This is a genomic window from Streptomyces sp. NPDC093065 (assembly GCF_044754585.1).
Taxonomy (GTDB): Bacteria; Actinomycetota; Actinomycetes; order Streptomycetales; family Streptomycetaceae; genus Streptomyces.
Genome location: NZ_JBIVPJ010000015.1, coordinates 1 through 20584, shown reverse-complemented (window position 1 = coordinate 20584; position 20584 = coordinate 1). Strand labels below are relative to the sequence as shown.

Below are 20584 nucleotides of genomic sequence, written 5' to 3'. Positions count from 1 at the left end.
ACGGCGTGCAGTTCGAGGCGGACATCAGCTACGCCGGCCTGAATCAGCTGCTCGTGCCTCTGTTCGATTCCTTCGACGTGCTGGATCCGGTGCACCGGGACGCGCTGCAGGTGGCGGTGGGCATCGGCGGCGGCCCCTCGCCGGACCGTCTGCTGACGTCGACGGCGGTGCTGCTGCTGTTGCGCGAGACCGCCGCGCGGACACCGCTGCTGCTGATCGTCGACGACCTGCCGTGGCTGGACCGGGCGACGAACGCGGTACTCGGGTTCGTCGCCCGGCGGCTGGTCGGCAGCCGCATCGGCTTCCTGGCGGCCTCGCGGGAGGGGTCCGAGAGCTTCTTCGAGACCAGCGGCCTGACCGAGTACCGGGTGCAGCCGCTGGACGCCCGGGCGTCGGCCCAGCTGCTCGCCCACACCCATCCCGACGTCTCTCCCGCGGTACGGCGCCGGGTCGCGGCGGAGGCGCGCGGCAACCCCCTGGCGCTGGTCGAGCTGCCGGCCGCGCTGACCGGCGAGCAGCGGACGGCGCTGGCGGCGGTACCGGCCGTGCTGCCTCTGGGGGAGCGGCTGCAGGCGCTGTACGCCTCACGGGTGGCCGCGCTGCCCGAGCGGGTCCGCGAGCTGCTGCTGATCGCGGCGCTCGACGGAACCGGTGACCTCGCGGTGATCGGGGCGGCCGGAGGTGTCCGGGGGGTGGTGGACGAGCTGGGGCCCGCGGAACGCGAGCGGCTGGTGTCGATCTCGGGTCTGACCCGGCGGCTGAGCTTCCGGCACCCGCTGATCGGTTCGGCGGTGGTGGAGGAGGCGACCACCGCGGCCCGCAGGAGGGCGCACCAGGCGCTCGCCGATGTCCTCACCGACCAGCCGGAGCGCCGGGCCTGGCACCTGGGAGAGGCCGCTTCCGGTCCCGACGAGGAGGTGGCGGCCCTGCTGGAGCAGACCGCGCGGCACCGGATCCGGCGCGGGGACGCGCTGGGCGCGGTGGCGGCGCTGACCCGGGCGGCCGGGCTCAGCCCCGAGCCGGCCGACGAGAGCCGGCGCCTGGCGGAGGCGGCCTACATCGGTGCCGACGCCGGCGGCGAGCTGGAGGACGCCTCCCGGCTGCTCGCGGGGGCGCGGCTGGTGCATCCCACCGGCCAGGACTCGCTGCACGCGGCGGCGGCCTCCGCGTTCCTGCTGATCAACAGGGACGGCGACATCGACACCGCGCACCGGCTGCTGGTCGGCGCGATCGAGGCCGGGGACCACGGCTACGACGCCTCCGACAGCGCCCTCGGCGAGGCCCTGCACACCCTGGTCCTGCTCTGCTCGTACAGCGGCGACCCCAAGATGTGGGAGCCGCTGTTCCGGGCGGCGGACCGGCTCACCCCCGAAGTGCCCGACCTGCTGTGGGTGACCATCCGGACCTTCGCCGACCCCGCGCGCGCCGGGGCCGAGGCGCTGCCCCGGCTCGGTGCGCTCCTCGCCGGCATCGAGAGCAAGTCCGACCCCGCGCGGGTGATGCGCATCGGGACCGCCTCGCTCTACCCGGACCGGCTGGCGGACGTGCGGGACGCCTCGCGCCGCGTGGTCGAGCAGGGCCGGGCCGGCGCCGCCCCGGTGCGCCGGCACCTGGGCGCGCTGATGGACCTGTGCCTGGACTACTACCACTCGGGCCGGTGGGACACCGCGGTGGAGCTGGCCCAGGAGGGTCTCGTCCTGTGCGCGGAACACGACTACCGGTTCTTCACCTGGTACTTCCACTACGCGCAGGCCCTGCTGGCGGCCGCCCGGGGCGACGCGGAGACCAGCGCCGCGCTGACCGAGGAGATCGTCAGATGGTCGGCGCCGCATGGTGCGCAGGGCGCCGGATACTTCGCCTGCCACGCCCGGGCCCTGGCCGCCATCGGCAGCGGAGACTTCGAGGCCGCCTTCCGGCACGCCTCCACGCTGAGCCGGCCCGGGACCCTGGCGCCCTATGTGCCGCACGCGATGTGGGGTGCGATGGACCTGGTGGAGGCGGCCGTCAGGACCGGCCGGGACGCGGAGGCCGCCGCACACGTGGCGGCGATGCGCGAGTCCGCGATGGCCGAGCTGTCGCCCCGTCTGGAACTGCTCGTGCGGGGGAGCGAGGCACTGATCACGAACGGGGACGCCGCCCTCGCCGCGTTCGAGCGGGCGCTGTCCCTGCCGGGCCCCGAACGCTGGCCCTTCGACGTGGCGCGCGTGCGTCTCTTCCACGGGGAACGCCTCAGGCGCGAGCGGGCGACGACGGAGGCCCGTGAGCATCTGTCCCGGGCACGGGAGGCCTTCGAGCAACTGGGGGCGGCGCCCTGGGCGGCCCGCGCGGCGGCCGAGCTGCGGGCGAGCGGTCAGGCCGCCCCGGCCGCGGCGACGGCGGGCCCGGTGTCACTGACGGCCCAGGAACTGCAGATCGCGACCCTGGCGGCGACCGGACTGACCAACAAGCAGATCGCCGAGCGGATGTTCCTCTCCCACCGGACCGTGAGCACGCACCTGTACCAGATCTTCCCCAAGCTCGGCATCACCTCCCGGGCCGCCCTGCGCGACGCCCTCGCCGACCTCGACACCGACGGCGGCCACTGAGCGGCGTCCGAGCCGCCGTGCGGGGTGGCATCGGCCGGTACCGGGCTCAGGCGTCGGCCCGGTGCCGGGCCGCGGTCACGGCCGGTTGGTCGCCCGGTGCGCGGCCTGGAGAGCCGCGAGTTCGGCCAGGGTGCCTTCGCGCCTGGCCCTTCGCCAGCCCTGCTTGGCGAACATCCCGTTGAAGAACAGCTGGACGGGCTTGACCGGCGGCGCGGTGAAGCCGGAGGTGGTGTGGGGCGCGTACACGGCGGTGTCGCCGGAGACCTCCAGCCATCCGGTGCAGATCCGGTTGGCCAGTCCGACGGCCTGCGGCCCGAAGGAGTGGGCGGTGAGCCCGGCCCGGCGCCCGCCCTCGGGCAGCAGCCCGGCGGCGGCCTCCAGACGCAGCCCCCGGGCGTCGTGCCCGGCGACACGGACGGGTACGACGACGGGGTAGCCGTCCGCCCCGCGACAGGCCAGCAGTTGATGGGGCAGCTTGCCCATCTGCCCGTGCAGCCTGCGGGTGTCGACCCGCGGGCCGGTGCCCTTCGCCGGTGCCTCCTGAGGCCGCGGCGGCTGCTCGGGCCACGCGGCGCCGGAGACGGACCGCTCGCCGGCCGCGAGTGCGTCGGGCCAGGAGGCGACGCGCCGGACCGCTATGTCGACGACCACGCGGTTGTCGAGGTAGTCGCCGAGTGCCCAGTCCCAGAACCGCCCGGTGGGCATGGCGCCGAGGAAGCGTTCGATCCGGGGCTTGAGGGCGTCGAGAACCTCCGGTGAGGGCGTGAGGGGGACGGTGGCGAGGCCCTGCGCGAGGACGAAGCCGTCCGCGGTCGCGAAGCCGTGCTCACGTGTGTGGTACGCCATGGACACGTGCGGGTCGCGCAGGATGTGGCGCAGCTTGCCGTTGAAGGCCAGCGACGTGGTCACACCCACGGTGCCGGCGTCCCGGTCGACGAGTCCGGTCGGTGAGACCGGGATGGCCACGGCACCCCCGGCGGGCGTGCCGTAGGCGAGGGCGGTGACCAGGTCGCCCGCGATCACCTCCTGTGTCTCGTCGGACCAGGGCACCGCGACGGGCCGCTGCTGAGCGGGGATCGGTTCGACCATGGGCGGAACTATAGGGCTCGTGGACACATGTGCGCCCACCGGCTCCCGGGGCAGGGCGAGTCGGGACAGCTACTCGGCCTTGAGGGCCTGCTGGAAGGACTTGCGCAGCGAGGACGCGCCGATGAGCGGCAGCAGCCCGGCGAGGATCCTGCCCTTGAACGCGGTGGGCTCCCGGGTCAGTTCGACGTCGACACGTGTGCCCTCGCCCTCCGGGGTCGTCCGGAAGACCCAGCCGCCGCCGCCGAAGAGCTTGGAGTCCAGGGTGGTGACGGTGACCTTGCCGCTTGTGGCGTCCCACTGGTAGCGCGCCCGCTCCCATGCGGCGCCGGTGCCCTCGGTCACCTCGGCCCAGGTGTCGCCCATCTCGTGGACGACGAAGTGCTCGGCGTCGATCGACGGCCAGGCCTCGGCGCGCGCGGGGGTGAAGTCCGTCAGCACCGCCAGCACGTCCGCCTGGCTGAGGGAGGAATTGAGGTGGAAGCGAACGACGGCCATGGTGAGCTCCTCGGGAAAAGTAACCGGCTTGAACGGTGATGACTACGGTGACCTTGGCACGGGTCAAAGTAACCTGTCAAGCTGGTGACTCCACTGCGGGTGTCGACGCAACCCCCGGTCAGGGCCCCCTTCGCTCAGTACCAGTGATTGGCCTGCCAGAACGACCAGGCCGCGCAGGGGCTGCCGTAGCTGCCGTTCATGTAGGTGAGCCCCCACTTGATCTGGGTGGCCGGGTTGGTCTGCCAGTCCGCGCCGACCGAGGACATCTTGGAGCCGGGCAGGGCCTGGAAGAGGCCGTAGGCGCCGGAAGAGGCGTTGACCGCCCGGTAGTTCCAGCTGGACTCGTGGTCCACGATGTTGCTGAAGCACTGCCACTGGCCGCTCGGCACCATCTGGCGTGCCATCGCCCGGATCTGGCCGGTGCTGTAGGAACTCCGCGCGGCGAGGGTGGCGGTGTTCGCCGCGTTGTCGGCCGCGGCCGCCTCCTGCTCCTGCGCCCGTTTCCTGGCCTCGGCCGCCTTCCGGGCGCTCTCCTTCTTCGCCACCGCCTTCTCGGCGGCCGCCTTGCGGGCCGCGGTTTCGGCGTCCTTCAGTGCGCTCACGTCGGCGGCGACGGCCTGTACTTCGGCCTGCCGGGCCAGGGAAGCGGTCTGCGCCCGCGCCTGGTGGCCCACGGGGATGTCTTCCAGGAGCGTCGCGCCGGCTGCCGTCGGCGCGGTGTCCTTGTCCGGCATGCTGTCGGCGGAGGCGACACCCACGACGCTGCCCACCGCGGTGACCGCGGTGGCCGAGACCACCGCGAACTCGCGGACCGAGATCCTTGTCACACCTTTTCCTTCCGGTGACGCCGGCCGCGGCCGGCGGGCGACTCCTCATGCGGAGCGGACACATGGTGCCGGGGCAGCATACAGCGACAGGTGTTTGACCCTGTGTGTCCCAGTGTGACATGTTTCTGCATTCGGGAGCCCGGCGTGTCGGTTGCGTTTCGATGAAACATGGCTCAGCATCACCTGCTTGACCGGTGATGAATATGTGTGCATGCTGGTGTCACCCAGAACACGAAGCCACGCGGCCGAGCGGCCACGAAGTCAGGAGGAGTCATGGGGACGAAGGGTGAGGCCCGCAGGCGCTGGGGTCAGGACAGGGACGCCGAGGCGATGCAGGCTCTCCTGGACCGGGTCAACTGCAATGACCGGCGAGAGCACGACACGGAGGTCGAGGAAGCGACCCTGAAGGCGCGTCGGCTCGCGGCCGTCACCTATGTCAGCGTGTTCCTCTGACCGGCGCGTCCCCGTCGGCCGGCCCCCTCGTGCCGCTCCTCGTCCGGAGCGGCACTTCGTCGTTCCCGGCCGTCGCTCAGACGGTGATGGTCTTGTACTCGGTGTAGGTGCCGAGGCCGACCGCGCCGTACTCGCGCCCGATGCCGCTGGCCTTGAAGCCGCCGAACGGGCCGTCGAAGGCGACCGATGCGCCGTTGACCGTGACGGTGCCGGTGCGGATGCGGCGGGCGACGTCCACGGCGTGGGCCTCGTCGCAGGACCAGACACCGCCGGAGAGACCGTACTCGGAGTCGTTGGCGATGCGGACGGCGTCGTCCTCGTCCTCGTAGGCGATGACGACCAGGACCGGGCCGAAGATCTCCTCCTGGGCGATCCGCATGGAGTTGTCGACGTCGGCGAACAGGGTGGGCGTGACGTAGTTGCCCTTCTCCAGGCCCTCGGGGACCTCCGGGCCGCCGGTGACCAGGCGGGCGCCCTCCTCGATGCCGAGCCGGATGTAGTTGCGCACCCGCTCCTGCTGGTCGGGGCGGATCATCGGGCCGATGAAGGTGTCGGGGTCGTTGGGGTCGCCCACCTTCAGGGACTCCACCAGCTCCTTGAGCGCGGTCACGACCTCCTCGTACCGGCTGCGCGGGGCCAGGATCCTCGTCTGCGCGATGCACGCCTCGCCGTTGTTGAGCAGCGAGCCGAACTTCAGGCCCGCGACGGCCTTGTCGATGTCGGCGTCCGGCAGGATGACGGCGGCGGACTTGCCGCCCAGCTCCAGGCTGACCCGCTTGAGCCGCTCGCCCGCGATCGAGGCGATGCGCCGGCCGGCCCGCGTCGAACCGGTGAAGGCGATCTTGTCGACCTCGGGGTGGGACACCAGGTACTCACTGGTCTCCCGGTCCGCGGGCAGGACGCTGACGACGCCCTCGGGCAGACCGGACCGCTCCAGCAGTTCGGCCAGGAAGTTCAGGCTCAGCGAATTCTCCGGGGAGATCTTGAGGACCACGGAGTTGCCCGCGAGCAGGGCCGGGATGATCTTCGCGGTGGCCGCGGAGAACGGCGAGTTCCACGGGATGACCGCGGCCACGACGCCGATCGCCTCGCGGCGCACCACGCTGCGCGCCGGGGACGCCGGGTCGGTGGGGACCAGGGTCTCCTCCCAGGCGAACTCCTCGGCCGCCTTGAGGTAGGCGTTGGCCTGGCGGGTCAGGCCCGGCTGTCCGGCCCGGGTGAACCATCCGGCCGAACCGTTCTCCAGGGAGATCAGGTGGGCCGCCTTCTCCGCGTTCTCCTCGCGCAGGGCGTTGAACCGCCGCAGGACCGCGATCCGTTCCGCCGGAGGCGTCGTACGCCACACACCCGCCTCGAAGGAGGCGCGGGCCGCTGCGAGCGCGCGGTCGACGTCCGCCGGCTGCGCCTGCGCCGCGCGGCCGACCACCGACCGGTCGTGGGGCGAGGCGATGTCGAGCAGCTCCGGGTCGCTCGGCTCCACCCAGGAGCCACCGATGAAGAGCCGGTCGTAGGTGATCATGTGCGTTCCTCTTTCGTGTTCCTTCTGCGGCCTTCGACGGCTGCCTCATGGCCTGCTGAACTGTCACTTCAATGTAGCACTTAAATTAGCTACATACACACCAATGTGGTTGCACTGCTTTAATATTCCTCAGGGACGTTACTCTTAAGGCATGAGAGCTGACGCAGCACGCAATCTGGAAGCCGTTCTGACCACGGGTGCGCGGATGCTTGCCGGGGATCCGGGCGCGAGTATCGCGAGTATCGCGGCGCAGGCGGGTGTGGACCGGCGTACCGTCTACCGGCGTTTCGCCTCGCGCGAGGAGTTGCTCGCCGCCATCTACGAGGCTCGTCTGGCGGCGATCGAGGGGGCGGTGGAGGACGCGCGGCTGCGGGAGGCTCCGGTCGCGGTGGCTCTGCACCGGTACGTGGAGAACATCATCGGGGTGAACCGCACCTGGCCGGTCGATCTCGCGCGCATGCTCGCCGACGAGAGTGTCCGCGCCCGCCGTGACGCGGCCGCCCACGAGGTCGACCTCTTCCTCCGACGCGCCACCGACGAAGGCCTGCTGCGCCCCGGGCTTCCGCAGGGCTGGGCGAGCGTGCTGCTGCCCCAGCTCATGCACCTGGTGTCCCGGCAACTGCCCGATCTGAGCCCCGCACAGGCGGCGGACGTGGTCGTCGACACCCTGCTCCACGGTCTCGGAACGGGCTGACGCGACGTCAGCTCATCCGGCGGCTTCGGACACCGGCTCCGTGCCCGTGCCCGGGTGTGTGTCTGTGTATGTGTCCGTGCCCGGCAGCCCCTCGTCGTCGCCCGCGGACGGGTCGGGCGCCGGGGGCCGCGGCACGGTTCCGGGGAGGCGGACGCGGCGGAGCCGGGGCGGCTCCCTCCCGGAGTCGGGGTTCTTCACGGCCTCTCCCCACTGCGGGTGTAGCGCACCGGCAGGGACACCAGGCCGCGCATCATGCCGGAGGGGATCCACGCGAGGGAGTCCGGGGAGACGGCCAGTTCCAGTTCGGGCACGCGGGAGAGCAGGGCGCCCAGGGCGATGGTCGCCTCCAGGCGGGCCAGGGGAGCGCCGAGGCAGTAGTGGATGCCGTGGCCGAAGGCCAGGTGGCGGGCGTTGGGGCGGGTCACGTCGAGCGCCATGGGGTCCTCGCCCCGGGCCTCGGAGGCACCGTGGCCGGCGGAGCCGAGGGCGACGGTGACGACGCTGCCCCGCGGGATCGTCACGCCGCCCAGCTCGATGTCCTCGGCCGCGTAGCGGTTGGTGGAGCGCTCGACGGAGGTGTCGTGGCGCAGGAACTCCTCGACCGCGCCGGGCAGCAGCTCGGGCTGCTCGCGCAGCAGGCGGAGCTGGCCGGGGTGTTGCAGCAGGGCCAGGGTGGCGTTGCCCAGGAGGTTCACGGTGGTCTCGTGTCCGGCGACGACGAGCAGCATCGACATGCCGACCAGTTCGTCCTCGGAGAGCCGGCCGTCCTCCTGGTCGTGGGCCTGGACCAGCGCGGACAGCAGGTCGTCCTCGGGAGCGCGCCGTTTGGCCCGGACGAGGTCGCGCAGCAGCCCGCGCAGGCCGACCAGCGAGGAGCGGTGGTCGGGCGAGGCCACCTGCAGGGCGTGGGCGGACCAGGTGCGGAAGTCCTCGCGGTGTTCCTGCGGGATGCCCAGGAGCTCGGCGATGACCGTGACCGGCAGCGGGGCGTTGAACGCCTCCACGAGGTCCGTCTCACCGGTGGGCGGCAGGGCGTCGAGCAGGTCGTGGGCGATCCGCTCGATGCGCGGCGCCAGCTGTGCCGTGCGCCGGGGTGTGAAGGCGCCCGCCACCAGGCGGCGCAGCCGGGTGTGCCTCGGCGGATCGGTGTCGAGCATGTGGTCGACGAGGCCGACGCCGGGCTGGCTGAGGGTGTATCCGGCGGCGGTGAGCTGCTCGGCGGCGGGGGCGGTGTCCTTGAGCAGCGCCGGGTGGGTCAGGGCCTCGCGGGCCAGGTCGTGACCGACGACCACCCAGCCGGTCAGGCCCCCGTGGAATTCGGCCCGGTGAACGGGGCCGAGGGCCCGCAGCCGGGCGTACTGGGCCGGTGCGTTCGCCTTGAAGGCGCCGTTCAGGGCCACCTGGCCGTGCGCGATCGGGCACTGTTGCTGTCGCGGGCTCATGTCTGTCTCTCCGATCGGCGGTGCCGGCTGGTCCTCGAGTCGTGCGTGGTGTCGTGCCGCGGTGTGGTCGCGCCGCTGTCATCAGGACGTTCGTGGTCTCGGCGAAGGTTCACTGCCGCCGGGCCACGCGCGTCCCCCGTCAGTCGTCGCTGTTCAGGATGGACAGGACGCGCAGCGCCTCCAGGTAGATCCACACCAGCGTGAGGGTGAGGCCGAAGGCCGCCAGCCACGACTCCTCGCGCGGGGCACCGTAGGCGATCCCGTCCTCGATCTGCTTGAAGTCCAGGGCGAGGAAGCAGGCGCCGAGCAGGATGCCGGCGATCCCGAAGACGACGCCGAGGGCACCGCTGTCGAAGCCGAGGCCGTTGCCCGCCCCGAAGGCGGAGAAGAGCAGGTTGGCCACCATGAGGATCAGGAAGCCGGTCGCGGCGGCGAGCACGAACCCGTAGAACCTCCGGGTGACGCGGATCCAGCGCATCCGGTACGCGATCAGGACACCCGCGGAGACCGCGAAGGTGCCCAGCACCGCCTGCACGACCACACCCGGCGCGATGTAGGTCGACGTGGCGCTGGAGATGACGCCGAGGAAGACACCTTCCAGTGCCGCGTATCCGAGGATCAGCGCGGGGGAGGGCCGCCGCTTGAAGGTCTGGACGAGCGAGAGGACGAAGGCGGCCAGGGCGGCTCCGACGGCGATGCCGTACGACCGGCCGATGTTCGCCTCGTCCACCGGAAGCAGCACCCAGGACAGGACGGCCGCCACCGCCACGGTGCCCAGCGTGGTCGCGGTGCGGACGACGACGTCGTCGATCGTCATCACGCCGTCGGCGGTGCCGGTCCCGTCCTTGACGGGGCTCTGATTGCCGTCCGTGGCAAAGGGGTTGACCGACAGGTCTGTCCGCTGGGCGCCGGTGGCGACGGCCTCCCGTTCGGTGACGTCCGCCCGGCCGTCGTGGCGCTCGAAGCCCTGCCGGGAGAAGATCGGGTTGCTGATCTTCACGTTGTTCCTCCTTTTTGTCCGCCGCGTGGGGCGGCACAGGTGTCGGTGGCGTGGCCGACTCCGACCCGTTGGGAGGGGGAAACCCCCTTCGCGTCACCACTCTGACAGGTGACGCGAAGAAAGGCAAGGGAAATCACCACTTGAAGCAGTGACGGAAAGGTTGGTGTCCCGGCCGGAGGAGGCGGACACGTGTCTCCGGTCCGGGTGTCGGGCGTCAGGAGAGCGCGGCGGCCTCCAGGACCGCGGAGACGAACGCGTCCGGGCGTTCCTGGGGGAGGTTGTGTCCCGCGCCGGGGACCACGTGGTGCACGCGGGTGCCCGGGAAGTGGACGGCCGAGGAGGATCCGTCGGTCCACGGGGTGACCCCGTCGGCCTGGCCGTCGAGGGTCACGGTCGGCACGGTGATTGGCGGCTGCTCGGCGAGCCGCGCCTCGATGCCGTCGTACCGGGGGTCGCCGGGCGCGGCGCCGAGCCGGTGGCGGTAGCTGTGGATCACGACGTCCACGTAGTCGGGGTTCGTCCACAGGGTGGCCGCCCGGTCGAGTTCGGCCTCGGTGAACTGCCACTCGGGCGAGTTGCGGTGCCAGACGACCCGGGCCAGTTCCTTCCGGTTCTGGTCGAGGCCCGCACGCCCGCGCTCGGTCAGGAAGTAGAAGAAGTACCAGTAGCCGTTCTCCAGGGACGGTGCCAGGGGCTGCTGGGCGGTGGCGATGTTCTGGACGAGGTAGTTGTTCACCGAGACCAGGGCGAGGCAGCGTTCGGGCCACAGGGCCGCGACGACGTTGGCGGCGCGCCCGCCCCAGTCGTAGCCGGCGAACAGGGCCCGGCGGATCCCGAGCGCGTCCAGGAACGCGACGTGGTCGGCGCCGAGTGCGCCCTGCTGGCCGGAGCGGAACGTGTCCCCGCGCCGGAACCGGGTCCCACCGTGGCCCCGCAGGTAGGGGACGAGGCAGCGGTAGCCCTGCCGGGCCAGGACGGGGGCCACTTCTCCGTAGGACCCGACGGGGTCGAACGGCCAGCCGTGACTGAGGACGACGGGTGTGCCGTCGGCGGGGCCGACCTCGTGATAGGCGATGTCCAGCAGATGCGTCCGCACGTGCCGTACCGGACCCAGTGCCCGGGCCCGCCCGCCGGTCTCGCCCCGCCCTCCCTCGCCCGTCGCACCGGTGGCGGCGGCCGGGGCGCCGCCCGTGAGGATGCCGCCGAATCCGGCGGCCGCCGCCGTGGTCATCGCCTGGGTGAGTGTTCGCCTGCTGATCATGTGAGCCGTCTCGCTCTCGTCACGGGGATCTGCGGGTGTGTGTCGGCGTGCAGAAGCGGTCGCCCGCACATCGGGGGAAGTGTGTGAGGACGACCGCTCCCTCTCCGTGGCCGGGGCCCAGCCAATCAACGCCCCGACGACAGGAGTCTCCACTGGGTCAACGGGCCGGGACCCGGGCAGGGTTCACGGCCCTGTGCCAGGGATCGCCGAGGACGATGTCGGCCAGCGCCCGCGCGCAGCCCGCCAGGAGCCGTTCGCCCTTCTCCGCGCTCGCCGCACGGGCGTCGCCCGCCACGCCGGACTCGGTGATCCGGTCGAAGGGCACGGCCAGGTACACCGGGGCGGTCGACTCCGCGGGCAGGGTGATCTCCGGCCCCCGGGCGGAGCCGAGGTTCTCGGTGCGCACCAACTCGGGGAAGGCGGCCATCATCAGCGAGGTCTCGCCCTCGCAGGCGTGCATCAGACCGGGCTGGGTCTCCAGGGTGCGCCGCACCGCCTCCCGGCCGGCGGTGAAGTAGCTCGTGCAGGCGAGGGGGACGGACAGCTCCGCCGTCAGTTCGGTCGTCAGGGCGTTGAGGGCGGTCATGTTCCCGCCGTGACCGTTGACGATCAGGATGCGGGAGAAACCCGCCCGCACGATGGACCGGCAGATGTCGCGCAGCAGGGCGTGCAGCGTGGACAGCGACACCGTGAAGGTGCCCCCGAAGGCGATGTGGTGCTCCGACAGTCCCGCCCAGACGGACGGCGTCACCACCACCCCGGTGTGCTCGGCGGCGACGAGGGCGGCCCGGCGGGAGACCTCCGCGGCGAGGAGGTCGTCCACACCGGTGGGCAGGTGCGGCCCGTGCTGTTCGGTGGCCCCCACGGGCAGCAGCACGACCGCGTCGCGCGCCGCCAGCTCGCGCAGCTGTGCCGCGGTCAGACGGTTCCACAGGACTTCGTTCATCAGCGGGGCGGTGCCTTCCGTGAGCGGCCCGCGGGCCGGGGCCGGCCCGGACGGCGGGCGGTCGGGGTCAGAGGTGGTCGGCGTCGACGACGGCCTGGGCGAAGGCGGTGGGGGCCTCCTGGGGGAGGTTGTGGCCGATGCCCTTGAGGGTGCGGTGGTCGTAGGGTCCGGTGAAGTGGTCGCGGTAGGAGGAGCCGTCGCCGGGGGGCGGGGTGAAGGGGTCGAGTTCGGCGTCGAGGGTGACGGTGGGGGTGTGGATGGGGGGACCCGTGAAGAGGCGCTTCTCGTAGCGGTCGTAGCGGTGTTCGCCGTCGGCCAGGCCCAGGCGCCAGCGGTAGTTGTGGATGACGATGTCGGGGTAGTCCGGGTTCTCGAAGGCCTTGGCGGTGCGCGCGAAGGTGGCGTCGTCGAAGTTCCAGGTGGGGGAGACGAGATCCCAGACCACGCGGCACAGTTCGGGGCGGTACCTGTCGTCCTCCATGGCGGCGCGGCCGCGTTCGGTGGCGAAGTAGTACTGGTACCACCAGGTGTGTTCCGCCTGCGGGGCGATGGGTGCCTTCTGGGCGTCGACGTCGGTGATGATGTAGCCGCTCACCGAGACTAGGGCCTTGACGCGGCCGGGCCACAGGGCGGCGATGATGTCGGCGGTGCGCGAGCCCCAGTCGAAGCCGGCGAGCACGGCCTTCTCGATCTTGAGGGCGTCCATCAGGGCGACGATGTCGAGGGCGATGGCGGACTGCTGGGCGTTGCGGAAGGTGCGTGCGGACAGGAAGCGGGTGGGGCCGTGCCCGCGGAGGTAGGGGACGATGACGCGGTAGCCCTGGTCGGCGAGGAGGGGAGCGACGTCGACGAAGCTGTGGATGTCGTACGGCCAGCCGTGCAGGCAGATGACGACGGGGCCGTGGGCGGGTCCCGCCTCGGCGTAGCCCACGTCGAGGACACCGGCGCGGACGTGCTTGATCCGCCCGAAGGAGGTGTGGGTGCCCGGGGCGAGAGCGGGCACGGTCGGAACCGGACGCCCGCCACCCGGCCCGGACGCCGGGGCCGCTGACGCCGACGACGCCGGCAGACCGGCCAGCGAGACCGCCGCCGCGCCGGTGCCCAGACCGACGGCCTTGCTGAACGTACGCCTGTTGATCATGTGAAACCCTTCGTCGTACAGGTGAACTGCCGTTGTGCGTCGGTGGGGCGGCGCCCCCGTACCGCTCTTGCTCAGCCGGACGGGGTCCCGGGGGCCCGGAGCAGGCCCGCGATGACGTCGTCCCAGTCCAGCCCGTCCATCTCCGCCCCGGCGGGGACCAGTTCGTAGGAGCGCTCCAGCCACTCGGCCAGCGGGGGAACGGGCACCTCGAACAGTGCCGTCAGGTCGTAGGACTCCAGCCGCAGCCACGCCGTGGCCCGCTCGTCCAGATGGGCGGGCCACACCTGGACGTCGCCGAGGCCGCTCAGCCAGAACAGCCCCTGGTAGAGCAGGTCGCGGCCGATGCGCCAGGTGATGCAGGGAGTGCCTTCGACGAGGAACGTCACGGACACCACCAGGGGAGCCCCGGTGTCGAACCGGAACTCGGCCTGCACGGTGTGCCGGGCGAAGGCGTCCAGCATCCGGTGGATGTCCAACGACAGCGGGGGAAGCTCCCGGGGCGCCGTTCGACGGGCCCGTACACCGGGTCGGTCACCGCTCATGACGGGATGTCCTTCCGTGTGGCGGGGGGCTGGCGTCACACACTCTCGTTCGGCGGGTGCCGGGGGCGCATCAGTCAGTTGACGGTGAGAAGCGGCCCCGTCATCGCCGAGCGGTGGGCAACGGGCCGCCGGGGGCGGCCCGGGAGGGGGAAGCGGGCCGCCCGGAACATTGAGTCATTCGACTGTTTCGGGCGGGCCGGGCCTGGACGACCCTGGAGTGGTCGCCCGCCTGTCGGTGCCGGGTGCTCACCCACGCTCGGAGGGCTCAGCCGTGAACCGTACTCCCGTCGTCTTCATCCATGGCGCGTGGCTGCACGCGCTGTCGTGGGAGTCGTGGGCCGAGCGGTTCACCAGCCGGGGCTTCACCCCGTACGCCCCCGGGTGGCCCGGCGAACCGGAGACGGTGGCGGAGACGCGGGAGCGGCCCGATGCGCTCGGGGAGGTCGGGCTGGACGCCCTCACCCACCACTACGGGCGGATCGTGCGGTCGTTCGACCACTCGCCGGTGCTCGTCGGGCACGCGGTCGGCGGTCTCGTCGCGCAGCATCTCATCGGCGCGAATCTGGGCAGGGCGGCGGTGGCGATCGCGCCGGCCCCGATCAACGACGTTCCCTTAACGCCTGCGCCCGCCCGCCTGTGGACCCCGGGTTCCGGGGACCCGGCGAGCGGGTACGGGCGGCTGGTGTCCCTGCCGCGCGAGGAGTTCCGGCACGTCTTCGCCAACGCGGTCGGACCGGAGGAGTCCGACAGGCTCTTCGAGCGCTGCGCGGTGCCCGCGCCGCGCCGGCTGTTCACCGACCTCGGCCACGGCGGCCCGGCCCGCCACCCCAGGGCCTTCGCGGACACCGGCAACGCGGCGCGCGGGCCGCTGCTGCTGGTGTCCGGACAGGAGGACCGGATGGTGCCCGACTCCGTGACCCGCGCGGTGTACAAGCTGTACGGCGACTCCCGGGCCACGTCCGACCTCAAGCAGTTCCCGGACCGCGGCCACTCCATGGTCGTCGACAGCGGCTGGCGCGTGGTCGCCGACCACGTTCTGGGCTGGCTGGACGCCCACGGCGTCCGTGCCCGGAGCCCTTGGTGAGGGACCGGAGGGACTCGTCGCTCAGGCCTCTTCGTCGACCCAGCTCATGAGCTTGCGCAGCTCCTTGCCGGTGGTCTCCAGGAGGTGCTCGGAGTCCTGCTTCTTGTACTCGTTGTACTTCTTCAGACCGCCGTGGTACTCGTCCATCCAGTTCTTGGCGAAGGTGCCGTCCTGGATCTCGGCGAGGACCTTCCTCATCTCGGCCTTGGTGGCGTCGGTGACGATGCGCGGGCCGGTGACGTAGTCGCCCCACTCGGCGGTCTCGGAGATCGACCAGCGCATCTTCTCCAGGCCGCCCTCGTACATGAGGTCCACGATCAGCTTCAGCTCGTGCAGGCACTCGAAGTAGGCGATCTCCGGCTGGTAACCGGCCTCGGTCAGCGTCTCGAAGCCCGCCTTCACCAGCGCCGTGGTGCCACCGGCCAGGACGGCCTGCTCGCCGAAGAGGTCGGTCTCGGTCTCCTCGGTGAACGTGGTCGTGATGACGCCGGCACGGGTCCCGCCGATGCCCTTCGCGTACGACAGGGCCAGCGCGAGGCCGTTGCCCGAGGGGTCCTGCTCGACGGCGACCAGACACGGCACACCGCGGCCCTCCTCGTACTGACGGCGCACCAGGTGGCCCGGACCCTTGGGGGCGACCATGCAGACGTCCACACCGGCCGGGGGCTTGACGAAGCCGTAGCGGATGTTCAGGCCGTGGCCGAAGAACAGCGCGTCGCCGTCCTGGAGATGGGGCGCGACGTCCTTCTCGTAGACCTCGCCCTGGATGGGGTCCGGGACCAGGATCATGATGACGTCGGCCTCGGCGGCGGCCTCGGACGGGCTCACCACGCGCAGGCCCTGCTCCTCGGCCTTGGCCTTGGACCTGGAGCCCTCGTGCAGACCGACGCGCACGTCGACACCGGAGTCGCGCAGCGACAGGGCGTGGGCGTGGCCCTGGCTGCCGTACCCGATGACCGCGACCTTGCGGCCCTGGATGACGGACAGGTCGGCGTCGGCGTCGTAGAACAGCTCAGCCATGGTGTTTCTCCTCCTGGGATGCCACCGGACATATGTGCGCGACCGGTGGTCGGAACATGTGAGTCCGCGGTGTCGAACGTTGCCATGTGTGAAGCGGTGAAGGGAGGCCGTCTCAGCGTGTGGGACGGAGGTCTCACCCCTCTTTTCCTCTCGCCCCTCTCACTCTCCCCGCTTTTCTCGCCCCTTCTCACCCGGCAAGGGGCGAGGGGACGGCGAGGGCGCGATAGCGGCCCCGGTGGAAGATCAGCGGGTCGCGGGACGGTTCCGCCCGCAGGGCGGTGACCCGGCCGACGGCGATGGTGTGGTCGCCGCCGTCGTACTCGTGGACCAGGGCACAGGAGATCCAGGCGCAGGCGCCCTCCAGCAGGGGCGCGCCGTCGGGGCCGGGGGACCACGCCACGCCCCGGAACTTGTCGCCGCCCCACCGGGCGAAGGCGTCGGCGAGGGACTGCTGCTCCTCGGCCAGCACGTTGACGCAGAAGACACCCGAGGCCCGTACGAGCGGCCAGGTGCGGGAGGTGCGGGCGGGCGCGAAGGAGATCAGGGGCGGTTCGAGCGACAGGGACACGAAGGACTGGCAGGTGAGGCCGACGGGGCCGTCGGGCCCGTCCGCCGTCACCACGGCGACGCCGGACGCGAAGTGCCCGAGCACGGCGCGGTGGGCGGCCTCGCGCACGGGGCCGGGAACGGGAGGATCGGTCATGGTGGTGCGCCTCGGTCTGGTCGTTTCGGGGTGGGGAGGGGCCGGCGCGGTCGGCGGCCGGGACCGGTGTCAGACCATGGGGCTGACGGGCCGTTCGTCGCCCACGAGGGCACGGCCGTACATCTCCCGGGCGAGGCCGGGGTTGAGTGCGGGGTGCCGGGCCGCCGTCTCCAGGTCGCGCCAGTAGCGCTGGACGGCCGCGGTCCGGGAGAAGCCGCTCGCTCCGCCCACCGTGAGCAGCAGTTGCACCGCCTGGCGCAGACAGGTGGAGGCGTGGCCCACGTCCATGCGCACCCGGGCCCGGTCCAGGAGGGTGGGAGCGTTCGGTGAGGCCGCCGCCGCGTCGACGGCCTCGGCGGAGCGCGTGAGGTGCAGGGAGGCGGAGTCGATCAGGGTGGCCGCGTCGGCGAGGGCGGCCTGGACACTGGGGGAGTCGGCCAGGCGGCGATGCAGGGACATCGCCATCGGCTTGCCGCCCTCGACGCTCTCCAGCGTCATGCGCAGGACGGCGCGGGCGGCACCGAGCAGCGGCGCCGGCAGCGTCGGCGTCATGGACCCCGGAGGGACCCGGTACAGCGCCTCGTCGCCCCGCTCGTCGCGTGCCACCACGTCGGAGAAGCTGCGGACGCGGTGGTACGGGACGAAGACACCGTCGGCGACGAGGGTGTCGCTGCCCGTGCCGCGCATCCCGGCCATGTCCCAGGTCCGCTCGATCGTCAAGGGGCCCGTCCGCACGAGCACGATCCCCGGATCGGCCCCGCTGCCGTCGGCGCGGGCCAACGGCACGCCCAGCACACCCCATTCGGCCTGGTGGCAGCCCGAGGCCCACGGCCACCGGCCCGAGACCAGCAGCCCGCCCCCGACCGGCTCCGCGGTGGCCCCCGCGCCGCTGAACACCCCGCACACGGGCACGTCGGGACCCTCCCCCCAGAGGTCGCAGCGGGCCTGGTCCCCGAAGGACGCCGCGATCTGCTGGGCGCCGTAGGAGAGCGTGACGACCCAGGCGCTGGACGGGCAGGCGAGGCCCAGCTCGGCCAGGACGTCCAGGCAGGCGGTGACGGGGAGTTCGAGTCCGCCCTGGCGCCTGGGCGTGCCGAGCCGGAACATGCCGGCGGCGAGCAGCGACCGTGCGGTCTCGGGGGTGAGCCGGCTGTCCCGTTCGGCGGCGTCGGCCTCGCGGCGCAGGAGGGGGGCGAGGGCCCGGGCGGCCTCGACGAGCGGGCGGGCGGGGCCGGCGGCGGGCGGGGTGTTCTTCAGAGGATCCAACCGATTCATCATTGCTCCAGCAGACCTATGCGGACCCTTGAGTCCACTTATCGTCTCACGGTATACGGATGTGCGAGTGCGGAAGGTTCACGGGCGCCGGTGCGGGACCCGGCCGGCCTCCGGAGACCGCGTGCGCGCACCGGGGGGCGGCCCGGAGGGCTCCGGCGGGCACAATGGGCGGGTGAATTGTGTGGAGACGAGTCCGAGCCCCGCCGAGTCCGGCGCACCCCAGCGACGGGCCGACGCCCGCCGCAACCACGAGCGGGTCTTCGCCGCGGCGCTGGACGTCTTCCAGGAGGCGGGCCTCCAGGCCACCGTGCCGCAGATCGCCGAGCGGGCCGGGGTGGGCAAGGCCACCGTCTACCGCAGCTACCCCACCAAGGAAGACCTCGTGGCGGCGGCCGTGGACCACCGGCTGGCCGGTCTGCGGCACCTCACCGCTCCCGCGCTCGCCCAGGAAGACCCGGGCCGGGTCTTCGGCGACTACGTCCTCAGCCTCTTCGAGGGCCTCGCCGGTGACCGGCTGCTCTCCGAGGTGCTCGCGGACGCGGGGTTCAGAAGCGTCTCCGGGCTGCTGGACCAGTTGTCCGACCTGATGGAGGCGGCCAAGTCCGCCGGAGCCGTCCGCGCCGACGCCACGACCCTCGACCTGCGGGTGGTGCTCTGCGGCATGGCGGTCCAGCTGATCAGGATCGCGGAGCGGGACCCCGCGCTGTGGCGCCGGTACGGCGAGCTGACGCTCCAGGCGCTGCGTCCCTGAACCGGCGGCCGGCGGCCGGGCGGGGGCGGGACCGGTCCGCCTCATGGCCGGCGGCCCGCGTGCCCGGGAACGCGGATGGCCAGGTCGACCGTGCCGGACACCGCCCGCGGCAGGACGGCGCCGAACCGGCGGGCGATGGCGAGCATGGGCGCGTTGCCCACGTCGGTCAGCACCGTGATCGTGCGACCGCCGTGCCGTGCCGCGTGGTTGACGGCGCAGTGGGTGAGCAGGGTGCCGATCCCGCGGTACTGCCACTCGTCCTCGACCAGCAGACCCAGCTCGGACACGCCCTCCTTGCCGGTGTGCATCAGGTGGGAGACGGCGACAGCGCGGTCAGGGGCGTCGTGCGGGCCCATGATCCAGGTCGTCCCCAGCGCGGGATCCGTCAGCTTCCCCCACTCCGCCTCCCCGAGCCGCTGCCGGGGCGCCTGGTAGCGGTGGTACCGGGACATCGCGGTGCACCGCGCATGCATGGCGTTCACCCGGCCGAGGTCCTCGGCGCGGGCGGGGCGGACGCGAACCGTCTCACCGGTCGCGATGACGTGGACGGTGCCCTCGTCGAGGGCGGGGGCGATGCGACGGCCCTGACACATGGTGTCACCTGTCGGTCGGGGGAGAGCGGGCGCGGACGGGCCCGGGGAGCCCGCCGCTCGGACGGGCACCCCCTTCGGTATGTGTCCAACGCTTCCGACGGGCGCATGTGTTCCCCGTGGCGAAGTGTGCGCGCATCACACATGTGCGGCCGGAGGCCTGGGCAGGAGGGCCGTGGTCAGAGCACGGCCGTCGGGACCTGCTCCTCATCCCCGGCGACCCGGACCAGGTGCACCGCCGACGAGGGCGTCCCCGGCAACAAGGTGCTCGCCGACGGCGCCGGGCAGAGCGCCCTGGCCCGGCTCGACCGGGACGTCCTGTCCCAGCGGGGCCTGCGGACCGTGTTCCTCTTCGAGGGCGTCAACGACTTCAAGGCCCACACCGGCGTCACCGCCTCCGGCCTGATCGCCGGATACCGCGACGGGTGGCCGCCCACCGTGCTTGTCCTTGCGGGCCGCGGTGTCGAGTCCCTCCAGTGTCGACTCACGGATGTTCTCCCGCTCCGTCTCCGCCATCGCCGCGAAGAACGCGAACAGCAACTTCCCCGGCCCGGTGGGGTCGTAGATGCCCGGCAGGGGTCCGGAGAGCATCTCCAGGACCAGACCGTGGGCAGTGAGGTGGTCGGCGAGCGCGGTGAGTTCGGCGGCGTCGCGGCCGAGGCGCTTCATCTCGTACACGGTGAAGATGACCCGGCAGTGTGGGGCGTGCGCCTTGACCTCCCGCGTCGTCCGCAGCGCCTCCTCGAACCAGGGGCGGACCCGTACGCGGGTGCTGATCTTTTCGCTGAAGATCTTGTCTCTCGGAATGCCGTGCTTGCTGAGCGCGTCGAGTTGGGAGTCGAGTTCCTGGCCGAGGGTCGAGCAGCGGGCGTGGGACTGTAAATCGTTCGGTGTAACTCCCGATCATGGAGGATGCATCGATGACCAATGAGAACGTGGCTGAACCCGAGGCCGTTGAGCCCGCGAAAGCTGTGCCGGCGAAGGCGGTTGACGACCAGTTGATCGATGAACTGGTCGGCCGGGCCCAGGCCGAGGGCCTGCAGCTGACCGGCGAGGGCGGGCTGCTGCAGCAGCTGACGAAGCGGCTGTTGGAGTCCGCCCTGGAGGGCGAGATCACCGATCATCTCGGCTATGACAAGCACGATCCGGCGGGCAAGGACGGTGGCA

19 protein-coding genes and 3 pseudogenes are annotated in these 20584 nt (G+C 72.1%); 7 read left to right on the top strand and 15 right to left on the bottom strand.

Going from position 1 to position 20584, the window contains the following annotated elements; all coding sequences use genetic code 11:
• The first annotated feature begins 5 nt into the window (after nt 1-5).
• The gene (locus ACIQFU_RS24555) at nt 6-2585 is read left to right on the top strand and encodes a LuxR C-terminal-related transcriptional regulator (RefSeq protein WP_402554314.1); all 2580 of its coding nucleotides are present in this window, start codon (nt 6-8) and stop codon (nt 2583-2585) included.
• Between the two features lie 75 nt (nt 2586-2660).
• Here ACIQFU_RS24555 and ACIQFU_RS24550 read toward each other — a convergent pair whose 3' ends face one another.
• The 3 genes from ACIQFU_RS24550 to ACIQFU_RS24540 form a co-directional block, all read right to left on the bottom strand.
• The gene (locus tag ACIQFU_RS24550; protein ID WP_402554313.1) at nt 2661-3674 is read right to left on the bottom strand and encodes a hypothetical protein; all 1014 of its coding nucleotides are present in this window, start codon (nt 3672-3674) and stop codon (nt 2661-2663) included.
• Between the two features lie 69 nt (nt 3675-3743).
• On the bottom strand, nt 3744-4169 hold the full coding sequence (locus ACIQFU_RS24545; RefSeq protein WP_402554312.1) for a hypothetical protein: 426 nt from the start codon (nt 4167-4169) through the stop codon (nt 3744-3746).
• 134 nt (nt 4170-4303) lie between these two features.
• Nucleotides 4304-4996, bottom strand: a complete 693-nt coding sequence (locus tag ACIQFU_RS24540) for a transglycosylase SLT domain-containing protein (RefSeq protein ID WP_402554311.1) — start codon at nt 4994-4996, stop codon at nt 4304-4306.
• A 273-nt stretch (nt 4997-5269) separates the two neighbouring features.
• Here ACIQFU_RS24540 and ACIQFU_RS24535 point away from each other — a divergent pair, with 273 nt between their 5' ends.
• Complete coding sequence (locus tag ACIQFU_RS24535) at nt 5270-5449, top strand: hypothetical protein (RefSeq protein WP_402554310.1); 180 nt, start codon at nt 5270-5272, stop codon at nt 5447-5449.
• 76 nt (nt 5450-5525) lie between these two features.
• On the opposite strand, the gene ACIQFU_RS24530 is transcribed toward ACIQFU_RS24535, so the two are convergent.
• Nucleotides 5526-6968 (bottom strand): aldehyde dehydrogenase, encoded by a 1443-nt coding sequence (locus ACIQFU_RS24530; RefSeq protein ID WP_402554309.1) that lies wholly within the window; start codon nt 6966-6968, stop codon nt 5526-5528.
• A 205-nt stretch (nt 6969-7173) separates the two neighbouring features.
• On the opposite strand from ACIQFU_RS24530, the gene ACIQFU_RS24525 reads away from it, so the two are divergent.
• Nucleotides 7174-7662, top strand: a complete 489-nt coding sequence (locus ACIQFU_RS24525) for a TetR/AcrR family transcriptional regulator (RefSeq protein ID WP_402554438.1) — start codon at nt 7174-7176, stop codon at nt 7660-7662.
• A gap of 194 nt (nt 7663-7856) precedes the next feature.
• On the opposite strand, the gene ACIQFU_RS24520 is transcribed toward ACIQFU_RS24525, so the two are convergent.
• The 6 genes from ACIQFU_RS24520 to ACIQFU_RS24495 all read right to left on the bottom strand — a co-directional run bounded on the left by ACIQFU_RS24520 (nt 7857) and on the right by ACIQFU_RS24495 (nt 13994).
• Entirely contained in the window at nt 7857-9104 is a 1248-nt protein-coding gene (locus ACIQFU_RS24520) for a cytochrome P450 (protein WP_402554308.1), read from the bottom strand.
• Nucleotides 9105-9243: 139 nt separating this feature from the next.
• A complete protein-coding gene (locus ACIQFU_RS24515; protein WP_402554307.1) occupies nt 9244-10104 on the bottom strand; it encodes a Bax inhibitor-1/YccA family protein in 861 nt (286 codons plus the stop codon).
• Nucleotides 10105-10318: 214 nt separating this feature from the next.
• The gene (locus tag ACIQFU_RS24510) at nt 10319-11365 is read right to left on the bottom strand and encodes an alpha/beta fold hydrolase (protein WP_402554306.1); all 1047 of its coding nucleotides are present in this window, start codon (nt 11363-11365) and stop codon (nt 10319-10321) included.
• Between the two features lie 157 nt (nt 11366-11522).
• A complete protein-coding gene (locus ACIQFU_RS24505; protein WP_402554305.1) occupies nt 11523-12311 on the bottom strand; it encodes a creatininase family protein in 789 nt (262 codons plus the stop codon).
• Between the two features lie 67 nt (nt 12312-12378).
• Entirely contained in the window at nt 12379-13452 is a 1074-nt protein-coding gene (locus ACIQFU_RS24500) for an alpha/beta fold hydrolase (RefSeq protein WP_402554304.1), read from the bottom strand.
• 71 nt (nt 13453-13523) lie between these two features.
• Nucleotides 13524-13994 carry an SsgA family sporulation/cell division regulator gene (locus ACIQFU_RS24495; protein ID WP_402554303.1) on the bottom strand — a complete coding sequence of 157 codons (471 nt, stop codon included), beginning with the start codon at nt 13992-13994 and terminating at the stop codon, nt 13524-13526.
• A 271-nt stretch (nt 13995-14265) separates the two neighbouring features.
• Between ACIQFU_RS24495 and ACIQFU_RS24490 the strand changes: the two genes are divergently transcribed.
• On the top strand, nt 14266-15078 hold the full coding sequence (locus ACIQFU_RS24490) for an alpha/beta hydrolase (protein ID WP_402554302.1): 813 nt from the start codon (nt 14266-14268) through the stop codon (nt 15076-15078).
• Between the two features lie 21 nt (nt 15079-15099).
• Here the strand turns inward: ACIQFU_RS24490 and ilvC are convergent, their stop codons facing one another.
• The 3 genes from ilvC to ACIQFU_RS24475 all read right to left on the bottom strand — a co-directional run bounded on the left by ilvC (nt 15100) and on the right by ACIQFU_RS24475 (nt 18067).
• Nucleotides 15100-16098 carry a ketol-acid reductoisomerase gene (gene ilvC / locus ACIQFU_RS24485; RefSeq protein ID WP_402554301.1) on the bottom strand — a complete coding sequence of 333 codons (999 nt, stop codon included), beginning with the start codon at nt 16096-16098 and terminating at the stop codon, nt 15100-15102.
• 187 nt (nt 16099-16285) lie between these two features.
• Entirely contained in the window at nt 16286-16801 is a 516-nt protein-coding gene (locus tag ACIQFU_RS24480; RefSeq protein ID WP_402554300.1) for a flavin reductase family protein, read from the bottom strand.
• Nucleotides 16802-16870: 69 nt separating this feature from the next.
• Entirely contained in the window at nt 16871-18067 is a 1197-nt protein-coding gene (locus tag ACIQFU_RS24475; RefSeq protein ID WP_402554299.1) for an acyl-CoA dehydrogenase family protein, read from the bottom strand.
• Between the two features lie 190 nt (nt 18068-18257).
• On the opposite strand from ACIQFU_RS24475, the gene ACIQFU_RS24470 reads away from it, so the two are divergent.
• On the top strand, nt 18258-18827 hold the full coding sequence (locus tag ACIQFU_RS24470) for a TetR/AcrR family transcriptional regulator (protein ID WP_402554298.1): 570 nt from the start codon (nt 18258-18260) through the stop codon (nt 18825-18827).
• A gap of 41 nt (nt 18828-18868) precedes the next feature.
• On the opposite strand, the gene ACIQFU_RS24465 is transcribed toward ACIQFU_RS24470, so the two are convergent.
• Nucleotides 18869-19420, bottom strand: coding sequence for a GNAT family N-acetyltransferase (locus tag ACIQFU_RS24465; protein ID WP_402554297.1), 552 nt, complete (start codon nt 19418-19420; stop codon nt 18869-18871).
• 234 nt (nt 19421-19654) lie between these two features.
• Here ACIQFU_RS24465 and ACIQFU_RS24460 point away from each other — a divergent pair.
• Nucleotides 19655-19840 (top strand): annotated as a pseudogene (locus ACIQFU_RS24460) (SGNH/GDSL hydrolase family protein); the annotation flags it as partial.
• A 30-nt stretch (nt 19841-19870) separates the two neighbouring features.
• On the opposite strand, the pseudogene ACIQFU_RS24455 reads toward ACIQFU_RS24460, so the two are convergent.
• Nucleotides 19871-20275, bottom strand: a pseudogene (locus tag ACIQFU_RS24455) (recombinase family protein); the annotation flags it as partial.
• Nucleotides 20276-20337: 62 nt separating this feature from the next.
• On the opposite strand from ACIQFU_RS24455, the pseudogene ACIQFU_RS24450 reads away from it, so the two are divergent.
• Nucleotides 20338-20584 (top strand): annotated as a pseudogene (locus tag ACIQFU_RS24450) (IS256 family transposase); the annotation flags it as partial.